This window comes from Rhodococcus wratislaviensis (assembly GCF_900455735.1).
GTDB classification, from domain to species: Bacteria; Actinomycetota; Actinomycetes; order Mycobacteriales; family Mycobacteriaceae; genus Rhodococcus_F; species Rhodococcus_F wratislaviensis.
In genome coordinates, this window is record NZ_UAUI01000022.1 from 573,218 (window position 1) to 585,542 (window position 12,325).

At 69.1% G+C, this 12,325-nt stretch carries 13 protein-coding genes; 4 read left to right on the forward strand and 9 right to left on the reverse strand.

What is annotated here, in order from left to right:
* Positions 1-14 precede the first annotated feature (14 nt).
* The 8 genes from purB to DTA22_RS25175 form a co-directional block, all read right to left on the reverse strand.
* On the reverse strand, positions 15-1,436 hold the full coding sequence (gene purB / locus DTA22_RS25140; protein WP_005244448.1) for an adenylosuccinate lyase: 1,422 nt from the start codon (positions 1,434-1,436) through the stop codon (positions 15-17).
* Between the two features lie 22 nt (positions 1,437-1,458).
* Positions 1,459-2,088: a TetR/AcrR family transcriptional regulator gene (locus tag DTA22_RS25145; RefSeq protein WP_037230654.1), complete on the reverse strand. Its 630-nt coding sequence runs from the start codon at positions 2,086-2,088 to the stop codon at positions 1,459-1,461.
* A 518-nt stretch (positions 2,089-2,606) separates the two neighbouring features.
* Positions 2,607-3,260, reverse strand: coding sequence for a DUF998 domain-containing protein (locus DTA22_RS25150; RefSeq protein ID WP_112301273.1), 654 nt, complete (start codon positions 3,258-3,260; stop codon positions 2,607-2,609).
* A gap of 92 nt (positions 3,261-3,352) precedes the next feature.
* Positions 3,353-3,949 carry a PepSY domain-containing protein gene (locus DTA22_RS25155; RefSeq protein ID WP_037230656.1) on the reverse strand — a complete coding sequence of 199 codons (597 nt, stop codon included), beginning with the start codon at positions 3,947-3,949 and terminating at the stop codon, positions 3,353-3,355.
* A 107-nt stretch (positions 3,950-4,056) separates the two neighbouring features.
* The gene (locus tag DTA22_RS25160) at positions 4,057-4,470 is read right to left on the reverse strand and encodes a DUF1707 SHOCT-like domain-containing protein (RefSeq protein WP_037230657.1); all 414 of its coding nucleotides are present in this window, start codon (positions 4,468-4,470) and stop codon (positions 4,057-4,059) included.
* Between the two features lie 56 nt (positions 4,471-4,526).
* Positions 4,527-4,814 carry a PLDc N-terminal domain-containing protein gene (locus tag DTA22_RS25165; protein ID WP_112301274.1) on the reverse strand — a complete coding sequence of 96 codons (288 nt, stop codon included), beginning with the start codon at positions 4,812-4,814 and terminating at the stop codon, positions 4,527-4,529.
* Between the two features lie 101 nt (positions 4,815-4,915).
* Complete coding sequence (locus DTA22_RS25170; RefSeq protein WP_112301275.1) at positions 4,916-6,082, reverse strand: pyridoxal phosphate-dependent aminotransferase; 1,167 nt, start codon at positions 6,080-6,082, stop codon at positions 4,916-4,918.
* 23 nt (positions 6,083-6,105) lie between these two features.
* The gene (locus DTA22_RS25175; RefSeq protein ID WP_037230660.1) at positions 6,106-7,014 is read right to left on the reverse strand and encodes a LysR family transcriptional regulator; all 909 of its coding nucleotides are present in this window, start codon (positions 7,012-7,014) and stop codon (positions 6,106-6,108) included.
* A gap of 131 nt (positions 7,015-7,145) precedes the next feature.
* Here DTA22_RS25175 and DTA22_RS25180 point away from each other — a divergent pair, with 131 nt between their 5' ends.
* Positions 7,146-8,534 carry an MFS transporter gene (locus DTA22_RS25180; RefSeq protein ID WP_112301276.1) on the forward strand — a complete coding sequence of 463 codons (1,389 nt, stop codon included), beginning with the start codon at positions 7,146-7,148 and terminating at the stop codon, positions 8,532-8,534.
* The gene (locus DTA22_RS25185; protein WP_112301277.1) at positions 8,531-9,283 is read left to right on the forward strand and encodes a 3-hydroxybutyrate dehydrogenase; all 753 of its coding nucleotides are present in this window, start codon (positions 8,531-8,533) and stop codon (positions 9,281-9,283) included. Before DTA22_RS25180 ends, DTA22_RS25185 begins: the two co-directional genes overlap by 4 nt.
* Before the next feature lie 72 nt (positions 9,284-9,355).
* On the opposite strand, the gene purD is transcribed toward DTA22_RS25185, so the two are convergent.
* On the reverse strand, positions 9,356-10,609 hold the full coding sequence (gene purD, locus DTA22_RS25190) for a phosphoribosylamine--glycine ligase (RefSeq protein WP_037230664.1): 1,254 nt from the start codon (positions 10,607-10,609) through the stop codon (positions 9,356-9,358).
* Between the two features lie 138 nt (positions 10,610-10,747).
* Between purD and DTA22_RS25195 the strand changes: the two genes are divergently transcribed.
* Both DTA22_RS25195 and DTA22_RS25200 read left to right on the forward strand, forming a co-directional pair.
* The gene (locus tag DTA22_RS25195) at positions 10,748-11,836 is read left to right on the forward strand and encodes a serine hydrolase (RefSeq protein ID WP_174233858.1); all 1,089 of its coding nucleotides are present in this window, start codon (positions 10,748-10,750) and stop codon (positions 11,834-11,836) included.
* Complete coding sequence (locus DTA22_RS25200; protein WP_112301278.1) at positions 11,833-12,306, forward strand: ArsR/SmtB family transcription factor; 474 nt, start codon at positions 11,833-11,835, stop codon at positions 12,304-12,306. Before DTA22_RS25195 ends, DTA22_RS25200 begins: the two co-directional genes overlap by 4 nt.
* The last annotated feature ends 19 nt before the right edge of the window (positions 12,307-12,325 follow it).

A 12,325-nucleotide genomic window follows, 5' to 3' on the forward strand; every position in this document is an offset into this window, starting at 1 on the left:
CGGGCGCGAAGCGCCTACAGGATCGGGGACGGCTGGTAGGCGGCCGCCTCGGGGTTGGCGTCGACGAGCTTCTGCACCTGCGCCACGACCGTGGCGACCTGCGACTCGGCGGCACCGATGAACGCCTTCTTGTCGGCGAGGGCCTCGTCGAGGGCGGCCCGGTCGAGGGGCAGTCGGTCGTCGGCGGCCAGGCGGTCGAGGAGGTCGGGCTCCCTGCCCTCCTCACGCATCGCCAGCGCGACGGCGACGGCGTGTTCCTTGATGACCTCGTGCGCCGTCTCCCGGCCCACTCCGGCCCGCACCAGGGCCATCAGGACCTTGGTCGTGGCGAGGAACGGCAGGTACCGGGTGAGTTCCTTCTCGATGACGGCGGGGTAGGCGCCGAATTCGGCGAGCACCGTCAGGAACGTCTCGATCAATCCGTCGATCGCGAAGAACGCGTCCGGCAGCGCGACGCGGCGCACCACCGAGCAGAACACGTCGCCCTCGTTCCACTGCGCGCCCGCCAACTCGGCCGCCATGGACGCGTACCCGCGCAGCACCACCTGCAGTCCGTTGACACGCTCGCAGGAACGGGTGTTCATCTTGTGCGGCATCGCCGACGACCCGACCTGGCCGGGCTGGAAGCCCTCGGTGACCAGTTCGTGTCCGGCCATCAGGCGGATGGTGTGGGCGAACGACGACGGCCCGGCCGCCACCTGCACCAGCGCGGACAGCACGTCGTGGTCCAGCGACCGCGGGTACACCTGCCCGACGCTCGTGAACACGTGGGAGAAACCGAGGTGCTCGGCGACCTTCTGCTCGAGCGCCTCCAGCTTGGACGCGTCGCCGTCGAGGAGGTCGAGCATGTCCTGCGCGGTGCCCATGGGGCCCTTGATGCCGCGCAGCGGGTAGCGGTCGATCAGCTCGCGCAGCCGGGTGAGCGCGACGAGCAGTTCGTCGGCGGCGGACGCGAACCGCTTACCCAGCGTGGTCGCCTGCGCCGCGACGTTGTGCGACCGGCCTGCCATGACGAGGCTGCCGTACTCGGCGGCCCGCTCGGCGAGCCGGGCGGCGACCGCGACACCGTGTGCGTGGACGTGTTCGAGCGACCGCAGGATCTGCAGCTGCTCGACGTTTTCGGTGAGGTCGCGGCTGGTCAGACCCTTGTGAACCTGCTCGTGCCCGGCGAGTGCGTTGAACTCCTCGATGCGGGCCTTCACGTCGTGGCGCGTGACGCGCTCACGGTCGGCGATGGAGTCGAGGTCGACCTGCTCGAGCACCCGCTCGTAGTCGGCGAGCGCCTCGGCCGGCACGTCGATCCCGAGTTCCGCCTGGGCCCGCAGCACGGCGAGCCACAGCTGACGCTCGAGGACGATCTTGTGCTCGGGCGACCACAACTCGACGAGTTCGGGGCTGGCGTAACGGTTGGCAAGGACGTTCGGGATGCGGCTCACGAGTCCTCAGTTTACGGCGGTGCTACAGCTCGACGTGGTCCGGCCGGTCCAGGGCGGGCGCGACGACGTCGACGACGTCGAGCAGCATGGCCCGGGCGAGGGCCCGCAGGTCGGGGTCGTGTTCGCCGAGGGCGGTCACGAGGGCTCCGTCGACGACGGCGACGAGCCGCCGGAGTTGCTCCTGCCGGACGTCGCGGTCGGAGCGTCGCAGTGCCTCGGTGAGTACGTCGTCGAGTTGCGCCCGCAACCGCGACTGCACCTCGCGCAGTTCGGGGCGACGCGCGCAGGCCGTGAACCGCTCGTACCGGGAGATGAGCCGCTCGCGGCAGTCCTCACTGATCAGGGCCGGACCGACGAGGAGGTCGAGGAGGAGGTCGACGGTGGATTCCCGGCCGCGGCGCCGGTGCGTGACGTCGTCGACGCGGCTGCGCATGACCGCGAGATCGCGGTCGCCGTTGCGTTCGACGGCCTTCGCGATCAGGTCGTCCAGCGACTCGAAATAGTAGGTGGTCGACGCGAGCGGAAGGTCGGCCCGGGTGGCCACCGAACGGTGCCGGACCGCGTCGAATCCACCCTCGAGCAAGAGATCGGCGGCAGCCTCGACCAGCGCCTGTCGGCGCCGTTCGCCCTTCGGAGTTGCCGCAGATGACACCAATTCATCCTGCCAGCCGCGGGCGCCGAACCAGGGCAAATTGGACGACAGACCCCGAAGTATGTGGGCGGTTCAGTCCACCCGCGTCGCGTCGCAACCATGCCGGTGTCGGTGCGGATGCCGGCCCTGGGATGTGCGGCGATGACGCCGATCGGCCTGGTGTCGGCGTGCGGATCCCGGGGTGCCTCGACACCTGATCCGGACCGCGCCGTGACGCGGCCGGCTGCCACGTCTCCGACTCCGCGACCCGACCCACTCGTCTATCTCACGGGAGGTCCGGGTGCCCCGGGATCGACGAGTTCCAGATGGCTCAGACAGGTCTGAGCCCGCTCGATCCGGCAACCGCACCGCTCGACGTCCAGGCCACCCGGTCGTGCCGCGACCGCGTGGCCGGCCGCGGTACGACCACCTCGGGACCTACGACACCACCGCGAACGCCGCCGACGTCGCGGATCTGCGGGTGGCAACACGAGTTGCCTCGAACAGGTACGGGCGCCGACGTTCACGACTCCCTGACCTCAGGCGAGGCGACGGAGCCGCAGGGCGATCGTCAGCAGCGCGGGGAACGTCACGGCGAGAAGAGTGAATCGCTGGAGAAGCCCGGCGACGTCGTGCAGTGGGGCACCCTCCGGCATCGCGAACCGGCCCAGCATCACGAAACAGCCCAGACCGACCACCCCGGCGACCCCGACGTACCGCGCCAGGCCGCGCCACCGCGGATCGGCGGCGAACCGGCGCGACAGCACCAGAAGCGCCAGCGCGCTGCAGGAGAAGAATGTGACACCCGCGATCACATGGTTGCCGGGGTCGTAGGCGTTCCCGGCCTGATCCTCACGCAACGGAAACACGGCGGCGAGTACCAGCCCCACCGCCGCGGCGCCGAGCAGAGCCGGTCCTGCCCAGCCGAATCGCGTCGCCGCGATACCGCGGTGCAGTCCGGCCGCGAAGATCAGCAGTAGCGCGGCGAAAGCCAGGAAGTTCAGCTGCTGGAGCCACCCGGTCGGGTCCGCCTCGAGAGCGCTGATCGGGTCGGCGATCGGGCTGTAGTCGTCCCGGAGGAATGCCTCCTGGGCGACGAACCCCGCGGTGAACAGCGGCGGACCGGCCACGCCCGCGTGGGCCGACCACCGCTGGAAGCCGGTGCGCGACACGAGAACTGACGTCATGACCATGGCATCGACGCTAGAGCGTCGTCAGCGCCCGGGCATCGGGCAACGTACCCATCTTCCCGAGGCGGTCACATGGGTCGTTCTACCCACTGCGGTCAGTTGTCGGGCAGGACGGCTCCGGTCGAGGCGTCGACGTTCACGTCGTAGTCCCAGCCCTTGGCATCGCGGATGTGGATGTGCCACACCGTCTTACCGTCCCGCTGCTGCTGTTCGGCGTTCGCGACCGTGCCGCCCGGCACCGTCGCGACGGCGATCTGCTCCGCCTGCTCCTGGGTCACCGCTCCGCCGGCGGGTGGCGCGGGTGCGGGTGTCGCGGTGGTCTCCCGATTCTGACTGTCGGGCACCACCGCGCCGGTCGCCGCGTCGACGTTCACGTCGTAGTCCCAGCCCTTGGCATCGCGGATGTGGACGTGCCACACCGTCTTACCGTCCCGCTGCTGTTCCTCGGAGTTCACGACCGTGCCGCCCGGGACCGTCGCCACAGCGATCTGCTCCGCCTGCTGCTTGCCGACCGCCGACGCCGCCGCGGTGCCCGTCGTTGTCGGCGCAGCCGTCGTGGCCGTGGCCGACGCCGTGGCGCTGGCAGATGTCGACGAGGTGTCACTGCTGTCGGAACCGCATCCGCCCAGCAACAGCGCGGAGGCCGCGACAATCGGAATCAGGCTCGCACATCGCACAATTCTGGTGGTCATCGTGGCTCCTCGATCGCTCGACGGCGTGGACCTGCCTGTCAGAGTACGGGAGCGACAACCGACCTCGCGGTAGTTTTCAGCAGTTCTCGCCGGTCCGAGTCAGGGCGTCACCACGCCCGGCACGACCGCCTGCCGAAGCCGCGTCGGGCCAGCACGAGCCAGACGATGGGCAGGAAGACGAGCGGGGGGACGCGGACCAGGGCGACCCACAGGATCGCGGCGAGCACGGCCACCACGAACACCAGTGTCCGCAACGCCGCTGCCTCCCGTCCCGGATCGCGTCGTACGCGATCGGGTTCGGGTGCGAAGCGCTGCTTGTCCGGAAGGTCCGCGAAGAGCGGCGTGAGGTCGGCTGCGGTCTTGGCGAGGTACGCCTGGCGCACCCTCGCGTCGAACTCGTCGGTCTCGAGCCGTCCGGCTGCGAAATGTTCGGCGAGTGCCGCCGCGGCTTGCTCCCGTTCCACGGTCCCGATGCGGACTCCGCCGGGAACGGGTGGCTGTGGATGACTGATGTCGCTCATGTCGTCGCCTCAGGGCCGGTGTGTAACACTGTAATCCTAGCCACAGTGTAGGCCCTCTACTCCTGGTCGCGCCCGTGGAAACCTTCCCGGCGCTGCTCCTCGGCCCGTTCCCGGCATCGCCGCACGAACTCGGCTTCCTCCGGGTCGGCGGGCAGCCGATCGCCCGGGTCCTTCTGCGGCCGCCCGACGACGAGCCACAGCACCGAACCGACGAGCGGAAGCAGCAGCACGATCACCAGCCAGCCCTCCTTCGAGAGGTTCCGGAACTGGTCGTCGTCGGTGGTGATGGAGTCGGCGAAGCACAGGACCCACAACACGAATGCGAACAACGCGACGTACAGCATCGCCGTTCTCCTTGCCTGGCACGCCCGAACACGCAGTGCGCCCAAGTCCATCGAACAACTGCGGCGGCGGCGCCGCAAGAGCCGTGGCCGGGAAACTCCGGCTACAGCCAGCGACTCAGGCGCACCAGCGATTCGCGGACCTCGGCGGTGGATCCGGCGAACGACAGCCGGACCGTCCGGTCGCCGTGGACGGTGTCGAAATCGATGCCCGGGGCCAGTGCCAGACCGGTGTCCTGCAGCAGTCGCGAACACCATTCCGTCGACGTCGCGCCGTGGGATCCGCCGAGCAGGTGCCCGATGTCGGCGTACACGTAGAACGCGCCGTCGGCGGGCGCCAGGTCGGTGATGCCCAGTTCCGGAAGACCGGTGAGCAGCAGCTCCCGGTTGACGGCGTAGCGCTGGACGTGGCCGTCGAGCTCTGCCCTCGATTCCGCGGTGAACGCGGCGATCGCCGCGTACTGGGAGATGGCAGGCGGGCACACGGTCATGTTCGAGGCCAGGCGCTGCAACGCGCGGCGCAGTCCCTCGGGGACCAGCATCCAGCCCAGCCGCCAGCCCGTCATCGAGAAGTACTTGGACACCGATCCGACGACGACGGATTCGCGCGACGTCTCCCAGGAGCTGGTCATCGCCTGCTCGCCGTACCCGATGCCGTGGTAGATCTCGTCGGAGATCAGCAGCGTCCCGTGATCGTCGCACCAGCGGGCGAGGGCGGCCAGTTCGTCGGGGTCGATGACGGTGCCGGTGGGGTTGGCGGGGCTGGCCACGATCAGTCCGGCCGGCGGCTCGGGCAGGGCGTCGAGCATCGCGACCGTCGGCTGGAACCGGGTGTCCGCTCCGCAGTCGATCTCGATGACGTCGCAGCCGAGCGCGGCGAGCGTGTTCCGGTAGGCGGGGTAGCCGGGGCGGGCCACCACGACGGTGTCGCCGGCGTCGAAGGCGGCGAGGAACAGCAGCGTGAACGCGCCCGAGGATCCGGTGGTCACGACGACGTCCTCGGCGTCGACGTCGATACCGGACTTGGCGGAGTGGTATCCGGCGATCGCCTCCCGCAGCGGCAGGATCCCGAACGTCTCCGTGTAGCCGAGCAGGTGCCCGTCGAGCACTTCCCGTGTGGCGCGAAGCACCGGCTGCGGTGCGGGAGTGGACGGCTGCCCCGCCGCGAGCGTCAGCACGTCACCGTGTGTGCGCTGACGCTCGGTGGCCGCCTTCCACACGTCCATCACGTGGAAGGTCTGGATGTTGGACCGCTGGGATTCGGGACGCACCCCTTGACGCTAGCGTGACGCGCTCACTGCCCCGCCAACGCGTCCCGCTGCGACTCCACCGTCTCCCGGATCGCCCCCACCACCGCGGCGACCTCCGGTCGGCGCAACGACTCGGGTCGCGCGACGAGCCAGTAGGCCAGCGTGGCCTCGACCTGCCCGGGCAGCACCCGCACGAGGTCGTCGTGGCGGTCGGCCATGAAGCACGGCAGCAATCCGATGCCCGCCGACGCCCGGGTGGCCTCGACGTGGACGAACACGTTGGTCGACGTCACCGATTCGCGCATGGACACGGTGAGGCGGCGCGCGAGATCGAGTTCGTCGACCTGCAGCATCGAGTCGATGAAGTAGACGAGTGAATGATCGGCCAGATCCCCCACCTGTCTCGGTGTGCCGTGTTCGTCCAGGTACGACCTCGCGCCGTACAGGCCGAGGGTGTAGTCGGCCAGCCACAGCGCCTCCGCCCGGTGGACCTGCGGCTTGCCCACGACGATCTCGATGTCGAGCCCCGAGCGATGTTGTGAGGCCCGTCGGGTGATCGCGACGATCTCCACAGACACCTCGGGGTGTCTGCTGCGGATCAGTGCGCCGGCGGGTGCCGCGATGTAGGCGCTGAACCCGTCGGTCGCCGATACCCGGACCACGCCCTTCAGGTGGTCGGCGCGGCCTGGTTCGGCGACGAGCCCGTGGACAGCGGCCTCCACGCGTTCGGCCGCGGTCAGCGCCTGCCGCCCGAGGTCGGTGAGTTCCCACCCGCCCGCGGCCTTCACGAGTACCCGGCCGCCGAGGCTTTTCTCCAGACTCGCGATCCGACGCGAGATGGTCGTGTGGTTGACACCCAGGTCGTCGGCGGCGGTGTTGAAGCGGCCGGTTCGCCCGACTGCCAGCAGTACGAGCAGGTCGTCGGCGCTGGGCAGGGCTGTTCCAGAGCTCATCTCTGCATATTTGCACATGCCGACTGCAGGTTGCGTCATTGTGTGCGCACAAATATGCATCAATACTCGGCAGGACCAATGAACTGTGTCCCCAGTCACAACGGGGTACGGAGTGTAACGAGGAGCGACAGATGAGCGTCGACGAAACAGCGCACGCGAAGGAAGCCCCGCCGTCCGGGCTGAAGAAGGTGGTCGGCGCGTCCATGGCCGGCACCGTCGTCGAATGGTACGAGTTCTTCCTCTACGGGACCGCGGCGACGCTCGTGTTCAGCAAGGTCTTCTTCGCGGCCGGAGGCAACGAACTCGACGCGATCATCGCGGCATTCGTCACCTACGCCGTCGGCTTCGTCGCCCGGCCTCTCGGCGGCATCGTCTTCGGTCACTTCGGCGACAAGTTCGGCCGCAAGCAACTACTCCAGTTCAGCCTGCTCCTCGTCGGCACGGCCACGTTCCTGATGGGCTGCCTGCCCACGTACGGCCAGATCGGGTACTGGGCCCCGGCCCTGCTCGTCACCCTCCGCTTCATCCAGGGATTCGCAGTCGGCGGCGAGTGGGGTGGCGCGGTGCTGCTGGTGGCCGAGCACAGCCCGAACAAGTCCCGCGGCTTCTGGTCGTCGTGGCCCCAGGCCGGCGTGCCTGCGGGCAACCTCGTCGCGACCGTCGTCCTGCTGATCCTGACGACGACGCTGTCCGACGCGGCATTCCTCAGCTGGGGCTGGCGTGTGGCGTTCTGGCTGTCGGCCGTGATCGTCCTCGTCGGTTACTACATCCGCACAAAGGTCACGGACGCCCCGATCTTCATCCAGGCGCAGAAGGAAGCGGAGCACATCAAGGAGACGTCGTTCAGCGTCTTCGAGGTGCTCAAGCGCTACCCGCGTGGCGTGCTGACGGCGATGGGCCTGCGTTTCGGTGAGAACGTCATGTACTACCTGGTGGTCACGTTCTCGATCACCTATCTCAAGGTGGTCGTTCACACGGACACCGCGCAGATCCTCTGGTGGATGCTGATCGCGCATGCCGTGCACTTCGCGGTGATCCCGCTCGTCGGGCGGCTGTCCGACACCATCGGCCGGCGTCCCGTCTACATGATCGGCGCGCTGACCGCGGGCACGTGGGGCTTCTTCGCCTTCCCGATGATGAACAGCGGGCACAATGCCGTCATCCTCGGAGCGATCATCATCGGCCTGGTGTTCCACGCCTTCATGTACGCCGGCCAGCCCGCGATCATGGCCGAGATGTTCCCGACGCGCATGCGGTACTCGGGTGTCTCCCTCGGCTACCAGGTGACGTCGATCGTGGCCGGTTCGCTGGCGCCGATCATCGCGGCCAGCCTGCTCAGCAAGTACGACTCGTCCGTTCCGATTGCGATCTACCTGGCGATCGCGTGCCTCGTCACCGTCGTCGCCGTGATCGTCGCCCGGGAGACCAAGGGCATCTCGCTCGAATCGATCGACGCCGCGGACGCCCAGATCCTGGCGGACGAGAAGGCGGCCGGCGCGAAGGACGGGGTCCCCGCATGACCGAGCAGAGCCTCACCGGACGCACCGCGCTCGTCACCGGCGGCGCCAGCGGGATCGGCGCAGCCTGCGCCCGGACGCTCGCCGCACGCGGAGCCCACGTCACGGTCGCCGATCTCGACGACGTGGCCGCCAAGAGCCTCGCCGACGAAATCGACGGAACCGCGTGGCACGTCGACCTCCTCGACACCGATCCGCTCACCGAGCTGCAGCTCGAGACCGACATCCTGGTCAACAACGCCGGTATCCAAACCATCAGTCCCATCGAGGAATTCCGCCCCGAGGACTTCCGGCGCATCCAGACGCTGATGGTCGAGGCACCCTTCCTGCTGATCCGTGCCGCCCTGCCGCACATGTATTCCACGGGATTCGGGCGCATCGTCAACGTGTCGTCCGTGCACGGGCTCCGCGCCTCGGCGTACAAGGCCGCGTACGTCACCGCCAAGCACGGACTCGAGGGACTGTCGAAGGTGACGGCTCTCGAGGGCGGCCCGCACGGCGTCACCAGCAACTGCGTCAACCCTGGTTACGTGCTGACACCGTTGGTGCAGAAGCAGATCGCGGATCAGGCACAGGTGCACGGCATCAGCGAGGCAGACGTGATCGAGAAGGTGATGCTCACCGAGAGCGCGATCAAGCGACTGGTGGAACCGTCGGAGGTGGCGTCCCTCGTCGCGTGGCTCGCGTCCGCCGACGCCGGCATGGTCACCGGCGCCTCCTACACGATCGACGGAGGATGGACCGCCCGCTGACGTGACGATAAAGGCGTGCACCCCCGGATGTTCCGGGGGTGCACGCCTGTCAGTCGTCGGAGTTCCTCGACCTCAGGGAATGGCGATGCGTCCCTCGACAGCGGCCAGACCGATGTCCTTGCGGAAGTGGCTTCCCGGCAGCTTGATCGCGGAGATCTTGGAGTACGCGTCGGCGCGCGCCTCGTCGAGGTCCGCTCCGACTCCGACCACGCTGAGCACGCGTCCGCCGGCGGAGACCACCTGATCGTCTACGAGCTTGGTGCCTGCGTGCAGGACACCCTCACCGTCGGCGCCCGTGATCACGTCACCGGTGCGCGGGGTGGCCGGGTAGTGCTCGGCCGCGACCACGACGGTCACCGCCGAGCCGTCCTGCCATTCGAGCGGCGCGACCTGATCGAGCGTTCCGGTGGCCGCCGCATTGAGCAGTTCGCCGAGCGGGCTCTTCAGCAGTGCGAGTACGGCCTGCGTCTCGGGGTCGCCGAAACGGCAGTTGAACTCGACCACTGCGGGGCCGTCCTTGCCGATCGCCAGACCGGCATACAGCAGGCCACTGAAGGCGCTGCCCCGGGCGACGAGCTCGGCCGCGACGGGCTTGACGACGTCGTCGACGATCTGAGTCACGGTCTGTTCGGGCAGCCACGGCAGCGGCGTGTAGGCGCCCATGCCGCCGGTGTTGGGTCCGGTGTCGCCGTCTCCGACGCGCTTGTGATCCTGGGCAGGCAGCAGCGGCACGACGGTCTCGCCGTCGACGACGCAGAACAGCGACACCTCGGGACCGTCGAGGAAGGATTCGAGGAGAACGGGGTGACCGTTCTCGAGCAATTCGGCCGCGTGATCGCGGGCGGCGTCCCGATCGGTGGTGACCACGACGCCCTTGCCTGCGGCGAGGCCGTCGTCCTTGACCACCCAGTTGGGACCGAAGCGGTCGAGCGCCTCGTCCAGCTTGGCGGGCGAATCGACGATCTCGCTGTGCGCGGTCTTCACGCCGGCGGTGGCCATGACGTCCTTGGCGAATGCCTTGGAACCCTCGATGCGCGCGGCGTCGGCCGACGGGCCGAAGCAGGCGATGCCCGCCGCGCGGACGGCGTCCGCGACACCCAGCACCAGCGGGACCTCGGGACCCACCACGACGAGGTCGGCGTCGAGCTTCTTCGCGAGGGCGGCCACCGCCTCCCCGGACGCGATGTCGACGGGGTGCTGCTCGGCGATCTTGCCGATCCCGGCATTGCCGGGCGCGCACATCAGGGCACTGACACCCGGATCGCGGGCGAGGGCGAGAAGGAGGGCATGTTCACGGGCTCCGGAGCCGATAACGAGTACGCGCACGGGTGTCAGCCTACGGGCCCCGCCGAACGGGTTGTTCGGAGCGTGCGGTCTCGACAGTCCCGCCGGTTCGGGCTACCGTGATTCTAGAATTCCGCAATTCCGAATTATCGAATTTCCACAGGTGGAGGGATCTACTCGATGACCAGGAAGCTGGGCACGATCACAGCAGCAGTCGCGGTCGCGGTGAGCCTGGGCGCGTGCAGCACCGATGGCGGCGCCGCCACCTCCAGCGAGCACGCAGCGCCGCCGGCCGTATGCGCACCCCTGCCGCCCGCCGACATCACGACCGCCTCCGGATGGGTCGGATACGTCGGCTCCCACCCCGACGACGTCGCCTTCGTCGTCGACGACGGTCGCGGCCGAACGGTCGAGCACCGCGCCGCCGACACCGTTCCGCTGGCGTCCGCGATCAAGGTGGTGCACCTGGCCGCCTACGCGCGGGCCGTCGCGTCAGGTGAACTCGACCCGGCCGAACCGGTACCGCTGTCCGACTGGGAACGGTGGTATCTCCCGAACACCGACGGCGGCGCCCACCCGAAGGCCCTGCAGCGGCTCGGCGTCACCGATCCGGACGCCACGGTCCCGCTCGAGCAGATGGTGACCGCGATGATCCAGGAGAGCGACAACGCCGTCCCCGACTATCTGCGCGACCGGCTCGGCGACGCCGCCCTCGCCGACGCCGCCGCGCAGGGCGGCTGGGACGACCTGGAGGTGCCGACCCTGCTGGGCTCGACCATCGCCCTCCTCGACCCGGCGATGTCGCGGGATGCCCGGTGGGACGCCGCCCAGCGTTACGCGCACGACGGCGCCTACCGCGAACAGGTGATGCGGATGGCGCCCGGCGACGACTTTCCGGCGGTCACGGCCCGGGTGCAGGAATCCGGGGTGACGGGTTCGGCCGCGGGCCTGGCCTCGCTGCACCGCGCGATCGCGACCGGCGACTTCGGCCCCGGCTCCGACGTCGCGCGGGAACACCTCGAATGGCAGCCCGCCCCACCCGGGCTGGACGGCCTGGGTTTCAAGGGCGGCAACCTTCCGGGGGTCGTCACCGAAGCGATGACGATCCGCCGTTCCGACGGCACCGTCGCCACCGCGGTGCTGCTGACGTCGCACCTGTCGAGCGAGGACTACCTGAACGTCATCGGCGGGAACTTCGCGCACCAGCAGCTGCTTCTCGAGGCGATGACCGATCCCGACACGGCGTCGCAGCTAAGTTGTGCCGTGTGAACGACGAGTACGACGCCCGGCTGGCCGACCTCGAGGCGCGCGTCCACGCCCTCGAAGCGGCCCGGCCCGCCGGATCCCCGACAGCCGACGTCGGCGAGAGCCTCGGACAGATCGGGTATCAGGGCACCGTCGACCTGGGCGGCGAGATCCAGTGGACGATCCGCTACGACGCCGGCGCCACCCTCGACCTGTCCCCCACCGCCGTATCGAATGTGCTCGCCGCCCTGGGACATCCGACCCGACTCGAGATCGTCCGCACACTGCTGCGCGGTCCTGCCGGCGCGGCCGAACTGCAGACCGCGGTCGGGCTGTCCTCGCCCGGTCAGCTCTACCACCACCTGCGCGCCCTCGGCGGCGCACGCATCGTCGAGCAGGAGTCGAGGAACCACTACCGCATCGCGGCGGCGAAGGTGGTGCCGTTGCTGGTCATCACCCTCGCCGCAGCGGATGTCGGGGAACACCACCTGTGAGTACTTGTTAACCGCGGGG

Coding starts and splice junctions, on each gene's coding strand:
- DTA22_RS25150 (WP_112301273.1), bottom strand. CDS start 3,260: ATGGTCATGACGTCAGTTCTCGTGTCGCGCACCGGCTTCCAGCGGTGG.
- DTA22_RS25195 (WP_174233858.1), top strand. CDS start 10,748: ATGACCAGGAAGCTGGGCACGATCACAGCAGCAGTCGCGGTCGCGGTG.
- DTA22_RS25185 (WP_112301277.1), top strand. CDS start 8,531: ATGACCGAGCAGAGCCTCACCGGACGCACCGCGCTCGTCACCGGCGGC.
- DTA22_RS25180 (WP_112301276.1), top strand. CDS start 7,146: ATGAGCGTCGACGAAACAGCGCACGCGAAGGAAGCCCCGCCGTCCGGG.
- DTA22_RS25175 (WP_037230660.1), bottom strand. CDS start 7,014: ATGAGCTCTGGAACAGCCCTGCCCAGCGCCGACGACCTGCTCGTACTG.
- DTA22_RS25160 (WP_037230657.1), bottom strand. CDS start 4,470: ATGAGCGACATCAGTCATCCACAGCCACCCGTTCCCGGCGGAGTCCGC.
- DTA22_RS25165 (WP_112301274.1), bottom strand. CDS start 4,814: ATGCTGTACGTCGCGTTGTTCGCATTCGTGTTGTGGGTCCTGTGCTTC.
- DTA22_RS25155 (WP_037230656.1), bottom strand. CDS start 3,949: ATGACCACCAGAATTGTGCGATGTGCGAGCCTGATTCCGATTGTCGCG.